The organism is Paenibacillus sp. NN59 (assembly GCF_057597225.1).
In genome coordinates this window covers 1,729,360-1,750,533 of record NZ_CP199678.1, presented here as the reverse complement: position 1 = coordinate 1,750,533, position 21,174 = coordinate 1,729,360, and the positions used below count along the sequence as shown (strand labels likewise).

The 21,174-nt window shown below is 47.2% G+C and carries 19 protein-coding genes; 6 read left to right on the top strand and 13 right to left on the bottom strand.

Annotated elements, in window-relative coordinates:
* Positions 1-45: 45 nt before the first annotated feature.
* The 9 genes from ACT89M_RS07630 to ACT89M_RS07590 all read right to left on the bottom strand — a co-directional run bounded on the left by ACT89M_RS07630 (position 46) and on the right by ACT89M_RS07590 (position 8,678).
* Complete coding sequence (locus tag ACT89M_RS07630) at positions 46-597, bottom strand: DUF2569 family protein (protein WP_253496211.1); 552 nt, start codon at positions 595-597, stop codon at positions 46-48.
* A 136-nt stretch (positions 598-733) separates the two neighbouring features.
* Positions 734-2,611, bottom strand: coding sequence for a transglycosylase domain-containing protein (locus ACT89M_RS07625; protein ID WP_487345153.1), 1,878 nt, complete (start codon positions 2,609-2,611; stop codon positions 734-736).
* A complete protein-coding gene (locus ACT89M_RS07620; RefSeq protein ID WP_154887312.1) occupies positions 2,605-3,045 on the bottom strand; it encodes a hypothetical protein in 441 nt (146 codons plus the stop codon). The genes ACT89M_RS07625 and ACT89M_RS07620 overlap by 7 nt, the downstream gene beginning before the upstream one ends.
* 148 nt (positions 3,046-3,193) lie before the next feature.
* The gene (locus ACT89M_RS07615) at positions 3,194-4,327 is read right to left on the bottom strand and encodes an ATP-binding protein (RefSeq protein WP_154887314.1); all 1,134 of its coding nucleotides are present in this window, start codon (positions 4,325-4,327) and stop codon (positions 3,194-3,196) included.
* Between the two features lie 30 nt (positions 4,328-4,357).
* Positions 4,358-5,062, bottom strand: coding sequence for a response regulator transcription factor (locus tag ACT89M_RS07610; RefSeq protein WP_090917965.1), 705 nt, complete (start codon positions 5,060-5,062; stop codon positions 4,358-4,360).
* A gap of 122 nt (positions 5,063-5,184) precedes the next feature.
* Entirely contained in the window at positions 5,185-5,646 is a 462-nt protein-coding gene (locus tag ACT89M_RS07605) for a DinB family protein (RefSeq protein WP_253500267.1), read from the bottom strand.
* Positions 5,647-5,875: 229 nt separating this feature from the next.
* On the bottom strand, positions 5,876-6,826 hold the full coding sequence (locus tag ACT89M_RS07600; protein WP_308722257.1) for a DUF1963 domain-containing protein: 951 nt from the start codon (positions 6,824-6,826) through the stop codon (positions 5,876-5,878).
* 146 nt (positions 6,827-6,972) lie between these two features.
* A complete protein-coding gene (locus ACT89M_RS07595) occupies positions 6,973-8,262 on the bottom strand; it encodes an ammonium transporter (protein ID WP_090917973.1) in 1,290 nt (429 codons plus the stop codon).
* Positions 8,259-8,678 (bottom strand): hypothetical protein, encoded by a 420-nt coding sequence (locus tag ACT89M_RS07590; protein WP_090917976.1) that lies wholly within the window; start codon positions 8,676-8,678, stop codon positions 8,259-8,261. The genes ACT89M_RS07595 and ACT89M_RS07590 overlap by 4 nt, the downstream gene beginning before the upstream one ends.
* A gap of 291 nt (positions 8,679-8,969) precedes the next feature.
* Between ACT89M_RS07590 and ACT89M_RS07585 the strand changes: the two genes are divergently transcribed.
* On the top strand, positions 8,970-9,464 hold the full coding sequence (locus tag ACT89M_RS07585) for a DinB family protein (RefSeq protein ID WP_221787235.1): 495 nt from the start codon (positions 8,970-8,972) through the stop codon (positions 9,462-9,464).
* A gap of 75 nt (positions 9,465-9,539) precedes the next feature.
* On the opposite strand, the gene ACT89M_RS07580 is transcribed toward ACT89M_RS07585, so the two are convergent.
* Entirely contained in the window at positions 9,540-10,076 is a 537-nt protein-coding gene (locus ACT89M_RS07580; protein ID WP_090917980.1) for a GNAT family N-acetyltransferase, read from the bottom strand.
* 168 nt (positions 10,077-10,244) lie between these two features.
* Positions 10,245-11,264 (bottom strand): M23 family metallopeptidase, encoded by a 1,020-nt coding sequence (locus ACT89M_RS07575; RefSeq protein ID WP_487345152.1) that lies wholly within the window; start codon positions 11,262-11,264, stop codon positions 10,245-10,247.
* Positions 11,265-11,519: 255 nt separating this feature from the next.
* On the opposite strand from ACT89M_RS07575, the gene ACT89M_RS07570 reads away from it, so the two are divergent.
* The 3 genes from ACT89M_RS07570 (at position 11,520) to thrS (ending at position 16,623) form a co-directional block, all read left to right on the top strand.
* Entirely contained in the window at positions 11,520-12,287 is a 768-nt protein-coding gene (locus ACT89M_RS07570) for a response regulator transcription factor (protein WP_308722258.1), read from the top strand.
* Positions 12,284-14,035, top strand: a complete 1,752-nt coding sequence (locus ACT89M_RS07565; RefSeq protein ID WP_308722259.1) for a sensor histidine kinase — start codon at positions 12,284-12,286, stop codon at positions 14,033-14,035. The genes ACT89M_RS07570 and ACT89M_RS07565 overlap by 4 nt, the downstream gene beginning before the upstream one ends.
* Before the next feature lie 563 nt (positions 14,036-14,598).
* Positions 14,599-16,623, top strand: a complete 2,025-nt coding sequence (thrS, locus tag ACT89M_RS07560) for a threonine--tRNA ligase (protein WP_308722260.1) — start codon at positions 14,599-14,601, stop codon at positions 16,621-16,623.
* A gap of 4 nt (positions 16,624-16,627) precedes the next feature.
* Here thrS and ACT89M_RS07555 read toward each other — a convergent pair whose 3' ends face one another.
* The gene (locus tag ACT89M_RS07555; protein ID WP_308722261.1) at positions 16,628-17,491 is read right to left on the bottom strand and encodes an SDR family oxidoreductase; all 864 of its coding nucleotides are present in this window, start codon (positions 17,489-17,491) and stop codon (positions 16,628-16,630) included.
* Between the two features lie 168 nt (positions 17,492-17,659).
* On the opposite strand from ACT89M_RS07555, the gene ACT89M_RS07550 reads away from it, so the two are divergent.
* Entirely contained in the window at positions 17,660-18,214 is a 555-nt protein-coding gene (locus tag ACT89M_RS07550; RefSeq protein ID WP_253496233.1) for a hypothetical protein, read from the top strand.
* Positions 18,215-18,354: 140 nt separating this feature from the next.
* Positions 18,355-19,089 carry an MBL fold metallo-hydrolase gene (locus tag ACT89M_RS07545; protein WP_308722262.1) on the top strand — a complete coding sequence of 245 codons (735 nt, stop codon included), beginning with the start codon at positions 18,355-18,357 and terminating at the stop codon, positions 19,087-19,089.
* Between the two features lie 786 nt (positions 19,090-19,875).
* On the opposite strand, the gene ACT89M_RS07540 is transcribed toward ACT89M_RS07545, so the two are convergent.
* Positions 19,876-21,084 carry a PQQ-dependent sugar dehydrogenase gene (locus ACT89M_RS07540; RefSeq protein WP_487345151.1) on the bottom strand — a complete coding sequence of 403 codons (1,209 nt, stop codon included), beginning with the start codon at positions 21,082-21,084 and terminating at the stop codon, positions 19,876-19,878.
* Between the last annotated feature and the right edge of the window lie 90 nt (positions 21,085-21,174).

The window sequence follows — 21,174 nt, the reverse complement described above, 5'->3', positions numbered from 1 at the left end:
GAGTTTTGACTTAGCTCCGTTCTTGTAGGCTATGGGCCTTTTCGTTTACTTGATAAACGTATTTTTCACACGTACCGACTTTAGAAAATAGGGAATAAAAATACAGCACGTCAGCAACGAACGAATAATCAGGTTAAAAGCAGGGGTCGCATCCAGTATATGCTCTTCTCTTCCCACTTCGTTCTGAGCGATAAGAATCCAGGTAGCGATACCGATTATCAGATTGACAATGTACTGTACAATCATCAAACGTGGGAAAAGCCGCTTTCTACTATATAAAAGAACAAGATTCACAACAACGATGACAGACAAAATAACGCTACTAATGAATCCAAACCACAGCAACGGCCTTACGACTTCCGTATACAGCTGCGGGTCGATGCCCCGACTTCCTTCCCATCGTGCCGGATCCATGATCACCGCAACCTGTGAGATATCCGAAAGTAAAAATACCAGTGAAGCCCAAAGACTAATCTGAATTAAAATCAACCAGCCGCCCAAACCCGAAATACCTGGAAGTTCAGGCCTGGTGCCACTTTTGGACGAAACCATATCTACATCCTCATCTTGCTTACCGTATGCCCGATTCATATTCATGATACCCTCCTTAGAAAAATAGAAGAGCATCTATTATAACTTAATATCTGTATGTTGTGTTATAAAAAGGAGAAAATTCTCTGCTAAATCAAGCACGAATATCCATTGAGCGTTCCGCTCTCTTATTCCCTTTCCTTTATTCCTCGCTACGTTTCATCACCGTTCCGAACAACTCCGCTGCAGTTCCGCTTCCGGACTTTAAGTAATGTTTCGCATCCGTATAATCGAATCCCATCCACACGACCCCCGTCCATTTCCTTGTATATCCGGCAAACCAGATATCCCGATTTGCTTGCTTGGGCACATTCGGCAATGCGGCTTGTGTCGTACCCGTTTTGCCAGCCACATGATCATCAGGCAACTGGGCACGCTTTCCTGTTCCTTGGCTCACGACAAGCTGCAGCATGTTCGTTATTTCTTGAGCCGTTCGCCTCGTGATAACTTGTTTGTTCTCTGAGCGATGGCTATAGATAACTCGCCCTCGGGCATCCGTTATTTCGCGTATAAGGTGTGCACGATTGAATCTCCCCTCATTGGCAAAAACAGCATATCCTTGCGCAAGCTTGAGCGGCGAGACACCTTGATGCATCCCCCCAAGGGCAACGGACAGATTCATATCTTCATCCTGTAATTGAATTCCCAGTCGCTCAGCGAACCCTTTGGCTTGGTTCAACCCGATCTCGTGTAACAACCAAACCGCAGGCGCATTGATTGATTTTTGCAGCGCCTCCGACAAAGATACCGTACCTCTGTACCTTCCTCCCACATTGCCCGGCTGGTAATTCCCGTAACGCGTAGGTCGGTCAGGAAGCATACTTGATGGCCCGAATTGTCCAGACTCCAATGCAGGGCCATAGACGATGACGGGTTTAAATACGGATCCTGGTTGCCTTGCATCCTTCATAGCACGATTCATATCTCCCTTCACAGGATTTCGTCCGCCCATTATGCCTTTCACTTCACCGTTATGTTGATCAAGTATTACCATACTGGCCTGTACCTGTTGAGTTTCTCGGTCATCCGGAAACCAGACATGCTCCGCGAATGTTTCCTCCATTGCCCGCTGCACACTTGCATTCAAGCCCGTTCGAATGCTCCATCCTGCGGAACGAATCTCGGCTTCACCCTTGCCGGTGAGAAGTGAAGCCTCCTGCATGACTGCATCCAATGCAGATGTATAGGAAGGCTGCTCCATTGCCGATGTACGTGCCGTTGACAGGCTCGCCATATTGGGAGGAGGCGGTTGATATTCAACAGCTATAGCCTCTTGCATCTGTTTGCTCGTAATGATTCCCTGTTCGTGCATCATGGAGAGAACGACATTACGTCGCTCTTGGGAAAGAATCTCGTTATCCACCGGATTGTATATAGAAGGCCCCTTGGGAATACCCGCGAGCGTGGCGATCTGCCAGAGTTTTAACCGTTTCAAATCTTTCACACCGAAATAACGCCATGCTGCTGCCTTGACTCCATACTGCTGCCGTCCCATGTAAATCCGGTTCAGATACATTTCCAGGATTTCGTCCTTCGAATACTTCGTTTCCATCTCGATCGCAATGGATAACTCGTTTATTTTACGGATGAAGTTCTTGTTGGCGTTCAGATACAGATTTCTAGCCAGTTGCTGTGTGATCGAACTCCCGCCCTGGCTCCAATTCATATGTAGTATATTTTCTACCATTGCCCTGCCAACACCCATGACGTCTAGACCCGCATGTCGGTAGAAACGCCGATCCTCGGTCACTAAAAAGGCCTGTTTTAGCATATCCGGCATTTCTTGCAGATCGGCATACGCCATATATCCTCCGTTTGGTGTCGTCAACCTGATGATCTCTTGTCCAGCCTCATCCAGAATGACGGTTGATGACACTTGCTGCATAACTTCCGGTTGATGGCGAGTCACCATTTTTCCATACGAAAACAAATAGATGTACAGTAGCACCAGTAGAACCGCTACAATAACAGCAACATCGTACAATCGATATATGGAACGTTTCATCTTCACATTTAACATGATGGTTCCTCTGATTTAACCTTCATTTCAGAGCAATCTTTATTCGCCGTAAGCGCCGCAATCGCATTGATCTGATCACTCAATTGCCGCAGCTCACCACCACTTAAGACTTGAATGGGTGCAGGATTCCGGCCATTAGCAAGTTCATTAGTTCCCCGCACAAGGGCTTGCATGTCTTCGCTTATTTTCTGAGAACGAACCCAGAAAAATAAGAGAAACAAACCTCCGCCCATAAGCAACCCGATCGGTTTCTTTCCTATATGATTGATACTCCAATGTACGAGGTTGGTAAACCAGACAACTTCATGGAACATCAAACGATAAGCTAATCTCATGATCTGGTACATAACAAAAAGAAGCACGATGCTGAGAACCGCGCTTGCTCCGCAAATATAGATGTATTTCATTCGAACGGTGTTAAATCTTGAACTCATCTTCGGTACCCTCCTCATACTTCGAACAGATTGATAGAGGTAGCATACCGAATAGTTCTTAAAGAAGCGTTGTTAACTTCTTATCAAATTCTTAATTTACATATCCAAAGCTTAATATGAGAGGTATGATATGAACATTCTACTCTTCCTACTCTTCCAATGGCGTATGGACGGGTGGTTTTATGGCTGGAAAACGGGTAACAAAATCCGTCCGGCCCTGATCGCTATAAGCGGCAATCTGCCCCTGATGCAGTTCTATCATAGATTTGGCAATGGCAAGTCCCAGTCCTGTGCCTCCTGTATCACGAGAACGTGATTTATCTACCCGATAGAAACGTTCAAACAAATGTGGTAAGTCCTGAGCCGGGATCGATTCTCCGTAATTGCTGATACGTACCACAGCTTCTCCTTCTTCAAGAGCAAGGCCAATTTCCATTACTTTGCCCGTTGCACCATATCGAATCGCATTGCTGAACAAGTTTTCATAGGCTCTAACGAGTTCTCCCGGAGCAGCCTGAATCCATAATGGATCTTGTCCTCCAACGATCGTATAGGTCATGCCTGCTTCTTCAAGCATTGGAGCAAATTCTTCGGCGAGTTGCATGAGGAATGGAGTCAGATTCAGTGGTCTCAAAGACAACGGCAGGCTTCCGCCGCTGACCCGAGTATATTCAAACAAATCATCAATGAGTTTACGCAACGTCAGGGATTTCTCGTAAGCGATACTGACGTAATAACGCATTTCTAATTCATCCTGATACCGATCCTTCTCGATATACTCCAGAAATCCAAGAATCGAGGTTAAGGGTGTCCTCAAATCATGCGAGATGCCTGTAATCAGATCATTTTTGGCTGCAACGGCACTCCGTTCTTCCTGAAGAGATCGCTGGAGTTGTTCCGCCATCTGATTGATGCTCGCCGCAACCACACCAAACTCATCCGAAGTCTTCACCGCAATCCGATGTGACAGTTCTCCTTTGGCTACTTCCTGAATACCCGCCGTGATCTCATCCAGCACAACCATCACTTTGCGGGTGAACAGAAAGAAAAACAGCACAAAACTGATGATTCCTACAGCAATCATCAGCGGAACAGAGCCAATATGATTTACTAGCCAGCGAACCACTTGCCCCGGAATCGTATAATTCGGATATTGCTGATTTTTCAGAATCGTCTCGCCCACTTTACCTGCTCCATACAATATCACCGCAGTCAAAATGCCACTTAACAGAAATGCGTAAATAAACTTCCAGCGTACCGTATTAATCCATTTCGAATTCATGGTAGAAACTCCCTGCTTGTGACGTACAACCTAAATTGGTTTAATCATCTTATATCCGACACCCCATACCGTCTGTATGAACTTCGGATGTTTACTATCGTGCTCAATCTTCTCACGAAGTTTACGAATATGCACCATAACCGTGTTGTTAGACTCCATGAATTCTTCTTTCCAGACTTGGCGGTAAATCTGTTCCATACTAAGTACCGATCCTTGATGCCTTGCGAGCAGTTCAAGCACTGCAAATTCCCGGGGTGTAAGATGCACAGGTTTGTCATCCAGCCACACTTCATGTGTGTCTGTATTAATAATCAGATCATCAATGATCCATTCATGCTCCTTGCTCTCCCTGCCCTCATTAAACGTATGGTACCTGCGAAGCTGGGATTTCGCTCTCGCCACAAGCTCAAGCGGATTGAACGGCTTGGTTAAATAATCATCAGCGCCGATGCTTAAACCCGTTATTTTATCGATATCCGTACTTTTTGCAGACAGCATTATAATTGGCATTTTCTGCTCTTCGCGAATTTTCATGCAGGCTTCGATTCCGTCCATATTGGGCATCATGACGTCCAGAATAATGAGATCAATGTCTTCCGTCTTAAGCACCTCTAGAGCCTGTATTCCGTCATTCGCAGTAAAAATCCGGTACCCTTCATTGCCAAAATAAATTTCCATCAGTTTAATAATATCCTGCTCATCATCGACAAGCAGTATAGATGCTGGTTGTGCCACGGCATTTTTCCTTTCTGCTTCACAAGTGCTGCATCGGTTTAAACCGAATATGTAAGCAATCTATCTGTACACAGTATACCACTTTGGAATTAACCTGATATGTATTGATGATATGTATTCGTTTAGGCAAACATCGCCGTCTTGGGTTCTCTTCCCGTCAAGGTTAACATCGTATAGAGTTGTCCCCTGTGATGGTACATATGCCCCATCATTTCAAGTAACCATTCCAGACGGCTATAGGAAGCACCCCAATAGGATGTTGTTACATGAAGCAATTCTTCCGTCGTAAACTGCATGTAACGCTGGTAGAGGAAGTTCCGGTTCTCTATGAGAGAATCCTTGATCTGGTTCACAGAACACACGCGGTTCTCTTGATAAAATCGAGTCATTTCCTCTTCTGATGCACCTTCGGATATGTACAGATCTGCGCGACAGACTAACGCTAGATGCGAAAGTAACTCCCTTATAGAACGCTTGCCCTCAATCGGAGTCAGGTCCAAATCTTCTTCACTTAACTGATCGCAAATATCAACTAATGATGCAACCGCCGTATCAATATGTTTGAATGCAGACTGAATCAACATTATCACTTCCTTTTCATCCCATTATATAGAACATATGATCTCATTTCAACCTATGTACTTCCTTTAACTATTTAAACACGCTGGCGCCTCTGATTAACATATGCGCACAAAAAAAAGTCCCTCCTCCTCTTATTAACGGGGATTCAGGACATTTTGTTACAGCTATTGAATAAATATTCACCTAATTTATGGAATGGCAGTAGGCCTGGGTAAAAAAATGAACTAAAACTTAACTGGAATAAATCGAACAACATGTATGATCAAATTGCTCAGCCTCCAGGTCAGTACCTCGAATGAAGAACTGTAATTCACCGCAATCCAACCACTGAAAACCGATAGCATCATTCGTATCTATTTTTAACAGCAGCAGTGTGTCGGATAATTCCTCCCACGTGCGCTCCTCATCCCCATCGTAATGCGCGGTCAGCTTCTTCACACATTCCTGCTCACTGCCGGTGTGTGCCTCACCCAGCTCAATATAACTCAACGCCCGGTGTTCTGCATCGGGATGCTGCCCATCGGGGTAACCAAACATGCCGCCCCAATTCAGCGGGCTTGGGTGATTCCAGTCTGATTCGAATTCCAGATAACGGTCTAGCCAACGGCCTTCGAGAGCTCCCTCTGGATTGGAAACTGCCTCTGAAGCTTTCCCCTGCTCATCCAACGCCGCAGCATCTATGTACGCATATGTAGGAAGCTCAAGGTTAGGCAAGACGGTAACCGAATGCGCTATCGTAGGTTCTCCCCCCAGAGCAGTAGCCCCGTCCGGTTCTCGTTTCACAAGATTATATGTAGATGGTTCATAGATCACTCGATGTTCAATCGGATAAGCTGCATCCACACTGCCAATAAAAAAGTACAACATACCCCGCTCCGGCAACGTTCCGCGCCCGTCATTCGGTGTATACGGAGACAAATCCACCATATTCAGCTGGGCCAGAAAAGTCATTGGCACCCCGTCCTCCGTAAGCGGCCAGTCCAGATCATCCGGCAGATCAGGATGTCCGCCAACACGCGAATTTCCTGTTCTGCGATATTCATCCGTTGTGGACACATCCAGGCGAATACCCCAGCGCCCAGCATCCAGCACCAGATCGGCAACAGCACCGAGACCGTATTCTTCTTCGAGGGTTTTACGTGCTTTTCTAGTCAGACGTTCACATTGTTCCGGCTTAATCATATAGATCCTCCCTTTTTGACGTTACACCTATGCTGAGACTTATTCACGTTCACACCTGTATATTCTTCCGCCTTGTCTTTTTTCCCTGCTTTCTGTGTAAAAAAGAGGCTGACCTTCGTCAGCCCCTATCTTTTCATATACTTTTGTTATCGATTTGAATCAGAGGACTTCTGCTGATAAGCAATCATATGCTCCTCGCCATCCAGAAATTCATGCGACTGGTGCGCAGCCATCACCCCATGGTAACTGATGTCCAGACCAAGGTCTTCCTCTTCCTCGGTCGAACGGACAGGAACCACTTTGCCAATGAGCTTCAGTCCGAACCAGGTCATTGCGAATCCCCAGACGACCAGTGCAGTCAGACCAAGCACCTGAACACCAAGCAACTTCCAGCCGCCGCCCATGAACAAACCTCCGTCCGTGGCAAACAGACCTACAGCAACCGTCCCCCACATTCCCGAAACGGCATGAACCGGGAAAGCCCCTACCGGATCATCAATTCGCATGCGATCCAGCCAGTTCGTAGCAGCCATCATCAACAGACCGGAGACTGCGCCGATGAATATTGCTGCCAGATCACCTACAAATGCACAGCCTGCTGTGATGCCTACCAGTCCAGCAAGTGAACCGTTAATCACGGACGGTGCATCGGAACGATTAAAGCGGAACAAGGTATAGAGCAACGTAGCCGCACCACCCGCAGCTGCGGATAGCATGGTAACGATGGCGATGTGACCGATTCTGACATCTGTCGCACTCAATGTACTTCCCGCATTAAACCCAAACCAGCCAAACCATAACAGGAAAGCACCTACCGATGCCAGCGGCAGATTGCTTGGCAGTGCAATTGCACTTACACCAAGTGGTGTGTATTTCCCTTTACGTGGCCCGATAATAATAGCTGCCGCCAGTGCAGAGAAACCGCCCAGTGCGTGAATCACAGCTGAACCGGCAAAATCCTGCATGCCGAGCTGACTGAGCCAGCCGCCACCCCAAGCCCAGTGTCCGCCAATCGGATAAATAATCGCCGTCATCAGGATGATATATAGTAGGTATGCACGGAAATTGATCCGTTCAGCTACGGCACCGGATACGATTGAAATGACCGCAATCGTGAACGCGGCTTGGAATAGCCAAAACGTCTCCAGGGATACCGGGACGTTCAGATGAGAGAGATCACCATTCAGGAAAAAACCTGTCACTCCTATAAACCCTCCAGCATCTGAACCATACATCAAGCCAAAACCAATCGCGTAAAACAATAATGTGCCAATCGTAATATCAGCAAATACTTTCATGATAATATTCACACTATTTTTATAACGTACAAACCCAGCCTCCAGCAGGGCAAATCCGCCCTCCATCAACAAAATCATCGCTGCGCTGAGAACAACCCAGACCGTGTCGATCCCGGAGCTTAACGTTTCCAAAGTCATGCCTGCACATCCTCCGTTTCACTAAGCTGTCTGATCTCGCGGATAATTTCAGGCGAAAGCTCAATCTCTTCCTGCCGATTATGATTAGCGCTCTGAATACGTTCCATAATCTGATCAAGATCACGGATGCGCCTGCGAATCTGCTCCATCTTGCGGAATCGTTCCTTCACCTGCACCATGTATTCCACCGCTTGGTGATGAGAAGCCGGACGTCCCGCAAACCATTTGCGAACAGGAGACAGCGACTGATAAGCCACTTCCTCGGCTCGTCGTTTTTGTTCAAATTGTTCAATCTTCTGCTTGAGCGTTTCGATCTCATTTTCTTTTTTGACCTTCAACCGTTCGATAAGGTACAATAGATCGGACGATGATATTTGCAATGCTGTATGGTGATACACCTCGTCGATTACTAACATATCATGTCAGGACTCCTTACATATCAAGTTACTTGTTACCGATTATAGTTTGCCGGGGCATACCCGTCAATCTTTTTTTCGTTTTATGGAAGCCGTTGTATACAATTCAGCATACCCAATTTAAGGGTATGTTTTTTATTTTTTCCTCAAGTTCACCTAACAAGGGGTAATATAGGTAAAGTTCGCATTTGCTCATTTTGTGTTTTATGCTGGTTAAACAGGGTCTTATATGTTCGGTTGGACATATAGAAACAGTAATGTTATTGTAATAAACCTAAAGAGAGGATGTTTATGATGTTTGAACGTAATGACGAAATACGTAACCAAATCTGGGAGGCTATCTCCGGGTTAGATGAAGATCAATTGAACCGGAAACCTTCCCCGGAACAGTGGAGTATTATGCAAGTGTTACGGCACTTGAATCTGATGGAAAATGTCATCACCAAGCAAGCTCGTCTTGCAGTGGAAAAAGAACAGAATGTGTCCATTGAGAAAAAGCCTTATGAAATGTCTCTGGACCGCAGCAGATCTGTCGAAGCCCCTCCTCATGTGCAACCACCAACTGAGCCTGAGAGACTTGCGGATATTCGTAGGGATCTGGCTGAGTCCCATCAAGCACTGGAACAGTTTGCACGCGAGCATGATGTTGCCCTGTTACGTAGTAAGTCGTTCCCTCACCCGGCGTTCGGTGAATTGGATCTGGCACAATGGATCGATTTTACAAGCTACCACGAGGAACGTCATCTGGGACAGATTCGAGAGATCAAGCAGCAACTGGGACTGTAAATGGGTTCGTGGTTTGTAAAATAAGCAAAAAAACCTCCGCACTCCACTTATAGTGGGTACGGAGGTTTTCTTTAATTAAATCTGCGCCTCTTTCAGGCGGTGATCTGCTCCAACTTTTTTGCCCAGAATCACAAGGTCTCGATCCACGCCATCCAGCACCGCCACTTCCGGATAAAATCCCCACTGTTCGAAGCCATGCTTGCGCAATAACCCCAGGCTCGGCTCATTATGCCCGAATACAAATCCTAGAATCGTCGTTACTCCCAGTTCAGGACAAGCCTCGAATACTGTATTCAGCAGCATTCCACCGGCCCCAATCCCACGGCACTGCTGATCGACGTATACGCTGACTTCCACCGTCCCATTGTATGCTGGTCGCCCATAAAACGAACTCAAACTGGCCCATGCGACAACCTGCCCATCCCGTTTCATGACCCATAGAGGACGACGATCCGGTGTATGCTCATTAAACCATGGCAATCGTTGCTCTACCGTCACCGGCTCCAAATCCGCCGTTACCATGCGGCTCTCGATAGTTGAATTATAAATCTCTACAATTCTCGGCAAGTCTTCGAGACATGCATATTCGATCTGTACCTTTTCCAGTGCCATTCCCTATTCCTCCATTAACTTATATAGCTCTTATATCATTTCGAAGCCAAGTTCATTGCTCTAATTTATAGAGGTTATTATAATGGAAAAAGGAAGCTGGCGTACAGCATGTAGAATATCCATACCTACACAACAAGCGTTATCCAACAATAGTGCCGACTTACCCGCTTACTCCGGCAGTCCCTGAACCGTATTCCCCCGTGTCAACTCCTGGCTCTGATCGGCCCAGCGAATATTGAGGGAACGTGACGTGAACAGGTCTGGACCATCGGATACCTGGAAGTGCAAGTGAGCTTCACTGGAGTTGCCCGAATTACCTAAATCCCCGATGTGATCCCCCTGCTTGACTTTATCTCCTTTTTTCACCGCTACACTGCCTTTTTTGATATGGCCCGTGATACTGTATTCTTTATTGCCATGATCGATAACCACATAATTACCCGCAGGCTCTTTCGGATTCATCACGCCAGGCACGTTATCCGCAATATCGTTCTTGATCTCAACTACCGTACCATCCGCAGCAGCATAGAGCGGCTGACCAAACGCATAATAGTTGGCATTATCCTTGGCATCGCCCTGATAACTCGCCCCGTCTTTCGTCTGAACAATATCGAGTGCATAGCGCTGTGTTTCATGCTCGTAATGATAATTTTCCATAACACTATGACCTCCCCAGAAGACATACATCTCTCCTTTCATCGGGAACTGAAACTCAGTCTTGGTCAGCTTGTTATCTGTATCGGGATGTGGTTCCAGTGGAGTAATGCTTAATCCGGCAATCTGATGATCTTCTGTAAAATAGGCGAGGATCCCCTTGGTCCCTGAATCGTCTGTCCACGCATGTTCCGTCAAACCATTCATCTCAGAGTCTACCACCTGCTTCCACGACTTCACTCCTTTCAAAAAGCTGTCAGCAGACGCCTTGAAATCTTCCAAGGAAACAGCTTGCTTCATGTCAGGAGTAAACTGATTATAAATGGCATCTTTGGAGCCCTTCGTCAATGTATCCATGAGATTATCTGGTGTTACCTGTTGAGCTGTCGAACCATCATTTTGTTCTTTGCTTGAAGTGTCACCGTTATCCTTTTGATCCTTCACCTGCTCTGTAGCTTGCTTCTCAGCCTGCTCAGCTTCATCGGAGGTAACTTTGTTACTTGTACAAGCAGAGAGTACAGCACATGCTGTCACGGTTAGAAGGAGTAGTTTCCATTTCCTATTCATCATTCAACACCCTTTCTGATTATCTTTTCTTACTTACCTCAAATCTACATCATGAGTCTTATGGTTTGTCTAACCTTCACTTACATCTAGTTAAATTTACCGCCCTACCTAAGCTTTATAATTAAGTTTCTGTTAAGGCAACCTATCTTCCAATTGGTCTCAAGAATGTTATGATGGGCAATATAGCAAGAAAGAGAGTTAAGAGGAGGTTAACATTACATCATGGATCATGTCTCACTACTGCTTGTTGATGATGAACAAGCGATTTTACATATGCTCAAAACCGTACTGCTCAAAGAAAAGTTTCTCGATATTGATACGGTCACGACAGGTGAAGCAGCGCTCGAAGCATGCAACAACAAAACGTATCATTGTATCGTGCTTGATATTATGCTTCCAGGGAAAAGCGGCTTGGAAATCTGCCCTTTTCTAAGGCAGGTCACAGATGCCCCAATCCTGTTTCTAACCGCCAAAACAACGGACTATGACAAACTGACCGGATTTGCCGTTGGCGGTGATGATTATGTCGTCAAACCGTTTAACCCGCTGGAAGTTGTTGCAAGAATTAAATCGTTGCTTAATCGCTATTTGCCTTCCAAGACAGTCGTTTTGCAGCAACAACAAAACATTTTATCACACGTAAATACGTCATCTTCTGACCTATCACAAGGCATTTATGATTTTGGACGATTCCAAGTATTCGAATTGGCTGGGGAGCTTCGCGTTGAAGGACAGGCAGTGACCTGCCCGGCACTGGTGTTCCAGTTGCTTCTCTTCTTCTGCAAACATCCGAACCGAATCTTCACCAAGTCTGAACTGTATGAACGGGTGTGGGGTTCAGAAGCCATTAGCGACGATAACACCGTTATGGTGCATATCCACCGCATTCGGGAACGCATTGAAAAAGATCCTTCCAATCCGGCTTTTCTTGTTAATGTGCGCGGTTTGGGGTACAAGCTGATCCAGCCTAGCAACCTGTCACAGACATGAGTATTCGCCGTAAGTTATTAACTCGCTTCATTGGTATGCTCACTGGCACGGTCATTCTGATTATTTTGCTAGGATCAATCGCTACCATCTGGGTTTTGCAGAAAGTGAATGAAGTGGATCTGGTTGATGACTTTGCAAACAACGGATTGGATCAACTTATTAATACCGCCGAGATCCTGCCGGATAACACGATACGATACGATCCCGATCTGCTCAAGCAGGTGGATAAAAATCATGGCTGGCTTCAGGTTCTGGATGAAAAGGGCTATGTCATCGACGATTATCATGTCCCGTCCGATGTACCAGACCACTACAAACCAGGAGAATTAATCGCCTACTGGGAAGCTAATAAACCATTCCCCTATCAGCTATCCATGCTGATCCGGGAGAAGGACGGGAAATATTTTACGTTGTTATACGGAGAGCGAAATGCGGCCAAATCCTTACTTGATGAGATCCGTCCAAAGCTGTCGTATGAGGGCGGCAAACTGACTGTGAAACATGCGGAGCAAGAAACGATTCGCAAAGCAGATGCCTACATCCAAATATTGGACCCTTATGGAAAAGAAATCGACTCTTATAACAAACCGGCCGTAGGCGTGCCGAACCAGTACAGTATTCAGGATCTCGTTCTCCAAGTTCGTTACCCGAATCGTTCAGGCATATCGGTCGCCACATGGTACGATAACCAAAACGAAACGACCTGGATGGTAAGTGTACGGATTGATTCAACTGTCGTTGAGAAACAGAATCCATACGCTTTTATTCTTGAACCGGCGCTAATCGTCCTGATCTTGTCCATCGTTGCGCTGCTGATTTTACTCGCTTTATGGTACGCTAATCGATTCGGTGCTCCGATGCTGCACATGCTTCAGTGGTTGCAACGTCTGGAGAAAGGACAGTATGAGGAACCAACCGGGGCAGCAGGTATTCCGCGGAGCCAACGCCGCAATGGAAAATGGAAACGTAAATACCAAGTGTATGGCGACGTACTCCACTCCATGCAAGCTTTGTCCCATACACTCAAGCAGGATGAGGAACTACGGAAACAAACGGATTCCCTTCGAGAGGAATGGATCGCTGGCATCACGCATGATCTCAAGACACCTCTTTCCTCCATTCAGGGATACGCGCATATGCTGGAAACGGACAAATACACCTGGACGGCTGAAGAAGTTCGAGAATTCGCAGGCATCATGATCGACAAATCCATGTATATGGACAGACTTGTGAACGATCTTGCGATGACCTATCGGTTGCGGAGTGGAGGATATCAACCTGAGGTTGAACGAAATGACGTAAATACGCTACTTCGTAATCTCGTGCAGCGAGCCGAGCGCAACCCTGCGTACGGTGAAGGACGTATTGTCTTTCAATCTGCAGACGCGCCTGTCTATGGGCTAGTACACGTTCCTTCTTTTGAACGGATTGTAGATAATCTCACCGCTAATGCTCTGCTGCACAACCCATCCGAGTCTGTCCTCGTTGTTCGTGTCGAGGCCGGTGAACGTGACGGTGAATTTACAATCGAGTTTGCCGATAATGGACGAGGCATGAGCCCCGAAACCGTGTGGAAGCTATTTGAACGGTATTACCGTGGTACAGATACGGGAACAAGTGATGTTGGATCAGGACTCGGCATGGCTGTCACCAGAGGTTTAATCGAGGCAATGAAAGGTCGAATTGAAGTGTCTTCCACACCTGGAGAAGGAACAACGATTCGATTAATCTGGATGCAAAATGCATAAGAAATGGGCTAGCCTGCATTTGAACATTCCACTTGACCTTTCCATTTTCAGTCTATATAATCGGTTCTCAAGTAACACCTGTTCCAATGATTACATTAAATTCTACACACTACAGGATCAACGGATCTGAAATATCCCTGTGTTATTCAGCTCGTTGCATCCTTCATATTTAGCGATGACCAGAGACATGATTTGCATTGCGTGCTGCCCAGAGAGAGAAGGGATTGGTGAAACCTTCTTCAGCGAACGAATTCAAGTTACCCCTCTGTAGCCGTGGTCTCGAACCTCCGACGATGTACAGAACTTGCGCAGATCATCTCAATAGATTACTCCAATCGATGATTTCGTAAGATAGTTACTCGTACGGTCAGTAGAGTTCACCGCCTGATCCCCGTTAACGGATTCCAATGAGGGTTATGATGGTTCTGTTTGCGGCGGCTGGCCGAGAGCAGAATGCAGCATAACCAAATTAGGGTGGAACCACGAGCCAAGCGCACTCGTCCCTTCTCCGGGACGGGTGTTTTTTGCGCTTCCAACACAAAAAATATGGGAGAGTGGTTCACATGAGTCAAGAAAAACATGAGTATGCAAGCGAGCATTTATCCTTGGGTGATCAGCACGCAGAAGTGTCTGAGTCGTTGGCAGCCAAATCGTCGATTGAAAAGATTGAAGTCCAGTTGCAAGGCGGTGCTGTACGTAGTTACAAAGCAGGCATCACTGTAGGCGAAGTTGCCTCTTCGATTAGCACAAGTCTTGGTAAACAGGCGATCGGTGGGATCGTGAATGGCCAGAATGTCGATCTGAGCGAAAAACTGGAGCAGGACTGCGAACTCATCATTGTTACACTCGATAGCGAGGAAGGTCTGCACCGATATCGTCACAGCACAGCACATGTGCTGGCACAGGCATTGAAACGATTATATGGCGCAGATCACGTGAAGCTGGGTATCGGTCCGGTCATTGAAGATGGATTTTACTATGATGTCGATCTGGAGCAGTCCCTCTCCATCAGTGACCTAGATGCCATCGAGCGGGAAATGAACAAGATTATTCAGGAAAATTGGCCCATCCGCCGCAAAGTGGTTAGTCGGGTGCAAGCCTTGGAGCGATTCGAAGCCATCCATGACCCTTACAAGCTGGAACTTATTCGTGATCTGCCAGAAGACGCTGAACTTTCGATTTATGAGCAGGGTGAGTTTTTCGACTTGTGCCGCGGGCCACATCTCACATCCACTGGCCGAATCAAAGCGTTTAAACTGCTGAATGTCGCTGGTGCCTACTGGCGCGGAAATTCCGACAACAAAATGATGCAGCGTATCTATGGCACTGCTTTTCCGAACAAGGCCCAGTTGCAGGAACATCTTCACATGCTGGAAGAGGCGAAAAAGAGGGATCACCGCAAGCTTGGCAAAGAGCTGGAGCTATTTATGTTCTCTGAGGAAGCGCCTGGCATGCCCTTCTATCTACCCAAAGGCATGACAGTTCGTACAGAGCTGGAGCAATTTTCACGGGAACTGCAATTGCAGGAAGGGTACCAGGAGGTTCGTACTCCGCTCATGATGAACAACCGCCTGTGGGAACAGTCAGGTCACTGGGAGCATTACAAGGATAACATGTACTTTGCGGACGTGGATGACGCTACATTTGCCTTAAAACCAATGAATTGCCCAGGACATATGCTGATTTTCAAAAACACACTGCATTCCTATCGCGAATTGCCGATTCGCATGATGGAATTCGGTCAGGTTCACCGTCATGAATTCTCAGGAGCCCTGAATGGTATGATGCGGGTGCGGACGTTCTGTCAGGACGATGCCCATCTCTATGTGATGCCTGAACAGATTGAAGACGAGATTAATCGGGCCATCTCCCTGATTGGACGGATGTACGATATTTTTGGCTTCGATTATAAAATCGAGCTCTCCACACGCCCCGAAGATTCCATGGGCTCGGAAGAATTGTGGGATCAGGCGGAACAGGCGTTACGCAATGTGTTAGACGCCCGCGGTGTGGAATATCGCATTAACGAAGGCGACGGCGCCTTTTACGGGCCGAAGATCGACTTTCATATTCTTGATGCGCTGAAGCGAAGCTGGCAGTGCGGAACGATACAGCTTGATTTTCAGATGCCGGAGAAATTCGATCTTACTTATATCGGTGAAGGCGGTCTGAGACACCGCCCAGTCGTGATTCATAGAGCAATCTATGGCTCGATTGACCGTTTTATCGGCATTTTGACTGAGCACTATGCAGGTGCGTTTCCACTCTGGCTGGCTCCTATGCAGGTTAAGCTGATTCCCGTATCGGATCATTATGCCGACTATGCACTTGAGGTGCAAAGTAAGCTACGGGCAGCGGGTATCCGTGTGGAAACTGATCTACGCAGCGAGAAGCTAGGCTATAAGATTCGGGAAGCCCAAATGGAAAAAGTCCCTTATTCGCTCGTACTTGGTGAACAAGAGAAAAATGCCTCATCCGCCTCTGTCCGGGCATACGGTCAGGGAGATCAAGGCATGCAACACATCGATGCTTTTGTCCAGATGATTCAACACGCGGTGATGAATAAAATTGTGCTCGGACAGGTATAAGAGGTTATAACCTCTCGTCAGGTTGCAAACCAACCTGTTCTTCGCTCCACGTCCATAACTGCTCGGCAGCCGCCTCATCCAAAGCATGCTCTTTCAAGCGCTGCTCCTTCTGCTGATAAAAGTATCGCCCAGTCACCCCGGTGACATCTGGACTTGTTGCCAAGTAGATTGCAGTCCGGGCCCCTTCCTCTGGTGTCAAGAAAAACGGCAACTTGGCTGCAAGTGCCATGATGCGGGTGCCAAATCCGGTGTTGCGATCCACTCCGATGCTGGTTCCTACCGCACCTGGATGTAAACAGTTCGTCGTAACGGAAGTTCCCGCGAGCTTACGAGCAAGCGCCCGGGTGAAAAATACGTTAGCCAGCTTGGATTGGGCGTAACTTTTGATCGGATTATAGCCTTTTCGCAAATGTGGATCATCAAAATGAATTTTACCGGCTTTGTACGCCCCAGAAGACACATTTACGATTCGACCCTGTTTAGCCGCTTTCAGTGGTTCAATGAGAAGCAACGTGAGCAGGAAGTGACCCAGGTGATTAATGCCAATGCTCTGCTCGAAGCCATCTGACGTTTCTTTGCGCTTCACCATCACCACGCCCGCATTATTCACCAGTACGTCCAGGTGATTATAGCGCTCGCGGTACTGGCGTGCAAACTGACGGATGCTGTCCAGCGAACCGAGATCACACAGCATCAGCTCGATACTGGTCGATCCGGACTGACGCAAGGCTTGTTCAAGCGCCTCTTGTCCTCTCTTTTCGCTGCGGCAGGCCATAATGACGTGATACCCCTGCTTGGCAAGTTCAATAGTGGTGGCCAGTCCCATCCCTGAGTTGGCTCCTGTAACGATGGCTGTCTGAATGGACATGAGGTGTCCTTCCCTTCTGAACCGGAGGTTCCGTGAATTATTTTATAATGAAAGCGCTAAGGCATTATGTTCCAGAATATGAGATAATGAAACGATCACCTGATCAGCAACATTCATGAATAGATCGTGCTCCATTTACATCTCGGTACCCATGGGAGGACAAGTCGTATGCTAACCCAAGAGGATTTCAAACACGTCAAGAAACTCGCCAAGCTTGAGATTAAACTGCTGGAACAGGAATATCGCGATATTCTGAACCATGACGATTCCTCAATATATGAAGAATACGAATGGCTGAACGAAGAACAGTCAAGCGAGCTTACCCGCAAACGCAAAAACCGGAGATACGCTTCGCTAACGATGGAGTTATGCTCTATTATGGAACAGATGTTATTACAGCTTTACAAACGGACGTATCAGAAAAAGTTTAATTCGACCCAGCTCATGAAAACTCCTGCTTACCGGGCACGCTCCAACATGGAGATGCTGGAGTCCGAACTGGGTAAGCAACATATTGCTTTGAAGGCTGGCAAAGAGCCATGCAGCATAGCGCTCCATCAGGCGTTCCAGACAAGGAACAGATTAATTCACGAGAACTTCTCGTTCGTAACAATCGTGAAGGACGGCAGCAATGAAGAGGACACCTTTGAAACCATTTTACATGCAGTAAAAAAATATAGGAAACATCTGAGCTATGAACCGAACGTTCAGAATAAGGAGTAAGTAAGTGATTAAGTGATTAATTACTTACTCGTTGCTTGATGCATCATGGGAAAATGAACGAGGTACAAGCTGCGTTTACTGTCCCTTATTAAAAACACAATCATATAAGGAGGTGCTCCGGACACATATCCGGATATTTTATGAGCCAACCTATACCATCCATCACAGTGCTAACACTCAACATTCCAACACCTTCGGGCAACAGCCCTATTCATCCTGTGCTTCTTCAAGACGAAGACGGGTACACTCTGGTTGACACGGGCATGATTGGCCAATTTGCCGAACTTCAATCCGCACTGGAAGAGTTGAACGTCCCTCTCTCCGACATTAAACGTGTGATTGTAACACATCAGGATATCGATCATATTGGTAATCTGGGTGCTCTGCTGGATGCTATTCCAGGACTTGAAGTTTGGGCTCATGCGGATGAAATTCCTTATTTGACAGGTGCAAAACCTTTGATCAAATTCACGCCGGAACGCCGTGCCATGCTACCTGCCCCTGTGCTGGCTTTGGCCGATCAATTGCTGATGCAACTGCCTGAGATCAACATCAGCAGAGCACTTGCGGACGGGGACATCCTTCCGCTCCAAGGCGGAACACAGGTCATTCATACACCGGGACATACGCCAGGCCACCTGTGTTTTTATTTTAGGGAGCAACAGTTCCTGCTTGCTGCCGATGAACTGCGAGTCGTCGACGATGAACTGGTCGGCCCAGCGCCGCCAGCAACGCCGGACATGCCTGAAGCACTGCGCAGTCTGAAGAAGCTGACCGGCCTAACGGTAGATCAAGTTCTCTGCTACCATGGCGGAGAATATACAAAAGAGCCTGCAAAGCACATCGCCGAACTGGCTGAGAATTCGGAAGCTTAGGTGTCATGCTACATTTCGTCACCGCCGTACAGTGTTAACGTTTAAGCATTATAATTTGTGGGTACGGCACACTGTGTAGCATTTGAGTAACGTAAAACCTTTTCACAGTGTACATTGGTACACTGACTTTTTAAGTTGGTTTGTGCGTTCTCTCATATCTAAATGCCATAACTAGATTCCCTGTAATTCAAAAGCTGTCCTTCGTCTGTATACTGGCGGGGACAGCTTTTTTGAATTTTATCGCGATGGATGCGTTTGTAAACTAACACAGCAGAGCTATATCGAGTGTTCGAAACCCTCTATCTACCTTTAGATGAGTATTTACCTTCTGCCTATTCAATGCCCCGCAGTCGGCCAAAATTCTAAATTCTAACGATCATCAGAAGCCTTATTTGGCCTGATTCGCCACGTTTTATTTCCTAACGATCACCAGAGAGCTTATTTACTCCAATTCGTGACGATTTCGCCCCATTATGCGCATTTTCAGCAAAATAACGTCTGTGGTGATCGTTAAAATTCTCAAACCCTCAAAAACCAGCAAATAAGCTCGCCTGTGATCGTTAGAAATAAAAGTCGGAGTCAGTACCCATACACCCGGCGTGTAGCAGTCTGTAAAACCCTACCCTTTCCTGTCCCCCTGTGACACCCAACTCCTTCCCCTTTACTTCCTTACTCCTAACTCCCAATTTGGCACGTTCCCTCATTTACTCTGTAATCCACTTTAACTGCACTCTCATTTCCCGATCTACAGATCACCGAATTCCAACCAATCCAGCTAAATAAACGCTACCCTTCGGGCGTAAGCACGATCAACTTATCATCCCCGTCACGCGGTGTGCCTCGGCCATCGCGATTGTTCGTTAGCACATACAGTTTACCGTCTTCACCGGCGGTGACATTACGTATACGGCCCCATTCATCTTCGAAAAAAGGGACCACCTGCTCGACCTTCGTACCGTCTTCGGACAATACAACCCGCAGTAGCTGCTCCCCTCTCAGATTCGCAGCCACTAATGAACCCGCCCACGGGCCTTCCGCAATGAAGGCTACACCCGAAGGCGCCCAGGTATCATTCCCGCTATGCGCCAGCGGAGCCTGATAAGTTCCGTTATCATCGTCGTCGCCCTCTACTTCGGGCCAGCCATAGTTCTCCCCGGCAACAATCCGGTTAATCTCGTCATGATTGCGCTGACCGTGTTCGGTCGCATAGAGATACCCGTTATCCGGATTCCATGCCAGCCCTTGAGCGTTACGATGTCCCATACTGTATACAGGGGAATTCGGCCAAGGGTTATCTGACGGGATCGACCCATCGAGACCGATGCGCAGTATTTTTCCACCAAGGCTATCCCGGTTCTGTGCCAGTTCCGGTTCATAACGCTCGCCTGTGGTGATATACAGCAGCTGATCCGGTCCGATTTTGATTCGTCCGCCGTTGTGATTCACGCCGCCTGGAATGCCCGTCAATAGCTCTTTGTCGATTACCGCTTTTCCATCCGTCACCTTCAGGCGCAGCAAGCGATTGGCAATATCCTGTCCCTCCAAGTACGAGTGATACACATACAGATAACCGTTACTCTCAAAGTCCGGATCTGCCTCCAGCCCGAGCAATCCACCTTCGCCTTCTTCGTTAAAGGGTGCCTCGAATTCAATCAGCGGCTCAGACTCCAGTTTTCCATTCGTAATAACTCGGATCACGCCCGGGCGCTCGGTCACAAACATTCGTCCATCTGCAACCGTCACCATCTCCCAAGGTGCGTTCAATCCCTCGACCAGAACGGAAGCCTGATAGGGAACGACTGTATTCCCTTGCTCATCCCACTCTTCAGTACCTGTTTCAGCGTTGCCTCCGGTTGCCGTCTGTCCTTGACCCGTTCCTTCTCCTTGAGATAGCCGTTGCGAATCTGACGTCGGGGTGCCCGGAGCACAGGATGCGGTTAACAGAGCCATGCTAAGCAATGAGGCATAGAGCGGCACAGTTAATCGATTGTTCATAACGGATTAAACTCCCCTTTCAGCTTCTTTGAATATGTGCGAGTCTTTATTTCATGTGACTGTTCTATATGCCGACTCGTCTGTGTCTCT

What these genes read in the sequence shown, in the direction of transcription:
- ACT89M_RS07595 (WP_090917973.1), bottom strand. Translation starts at nt 8,262, where the DNA reads ATGACTTTGGAAACGTTAAGCTCCGGGATCGACACGGTCTGGGTTGTT.
- ACT89M_RS07600 (WP_308722257.1), bottom strand. Translation starts at nt 6,826, where the DNA reads ATGATTAAGCCGGAACAATGTGAACGTCTGACTAGAAAAGCACGTAAA.
- ACT89M_RS07630 (WP_253496211.1), bottom strand. Translation starts at nt 597, where the DNA reads ATGAATATGAATCGGGCATACGGTAAGCAAGATGAGGATGTAGATATG.
- ACT89M_RS07605 (WP_253500267.1), bottom strand. Translation starts at nt 5,646, where the DNA reads ATGTTGATTCAGTCTGCATTCAAACATATTGATACGGCGGTTGCATCA.
- thrS (WP_308722260.1), top strand. Translation starts at nt 14,599, where the DNA reads ATGAGTCAAGAAAAACATGAGTATGCAAGCGAGCATTTATCCTTGGGT.
- ACT89M_RS07555 (WP_308722261.1), bottom strand. Translation starts at nt 17,491, where the DNA reads ATGTCCATTCAGACAGCCATCGTTACAGGAGCCAACTCAGGGATGGGA.
- ACT89M_RS07590 (WP_090917976.1), bottom strand. Translation starts at nt 8,678, where the DNA reads ATGTTAGTAATCGACGAGGTGTATCACCATACAGCATTGCAAATATCA.
- ACT89M_RS07580 (WP_090917980.1), bottom strand. Translation starts at nt 10,076, where the DNA reads ATGGCACTGGAAAAGGTACAGATCGAATATGCATGTCTCGAAGACTTG.
- ACT89M_RS07625 (WP_487345153.1), bottom strand. Translation starts at nt 2,611, where the DNA reads ATGTTAAATGTGAAGATGAAACGTTCCATATATCGATTGTACGATGTT.
- ACT89M_RS07565 (WP_308722259.1), top strand. Translation starts at nt 12,284, where the DNA reads ATGAGTATTCGCCGTAAGTTATTAACTCGCTTCATTGGTATGCTCACT.
- ACT89M_RS07570 (WP_308722258.1), top strand. Translation starts at nt 11,520, where the DNA reads ATGGATCATGTCTCACTACTGCTTGTTGATGATGAACAAGCGATTTTA.
- ACT89M_RS07540 (WP_487345151.1), bottom strand. Translation starts at nt 21,084, where the DNA reads ATGAACAATCGATTAACTGTGCCGCTCTATGCCTCATTGCTTAGCATG.
- ACT89M_RS07615 (WP_154887314.1), bottom strand. Translation starts at nt 4,327, where the DNA reads ATGAATTCGAAATGGATTAATACGGTACGCTGGAAGTTTATTTACGCA.
- ACT89M_RS07585 (WP_221787235.1), top strand. Translation starts at nt 8,970, where the DNA reads ATGATGTTTGAACGTAATGACGAAATACGTAACCAAATCTGGGAGGCT.
- ACT89M_RS07545 (WP_308722262.1), top strand. Translation starts at nt 18,355, where the DNA reads ATGAGCCAACCTATACCATCCATCACAGTGCTAACACTCAACATTCCA.
- ACT89M_RS07550 (WP_253496233.1), top strand. Translation starts at nt 17,660, where the DNA reads ATGCTAACCCAAGAGGATTTCAAACACGTCAAGAAACTCGCCAAGCTT.
- ACT89M_RS07620 (WP_154887312.1), bottom strand. Translation starts at nt 3,045, where the DNA reads ATGAGTTCAAGATTTAACACCGTTCGAATGAAATACATCTATATTTGC.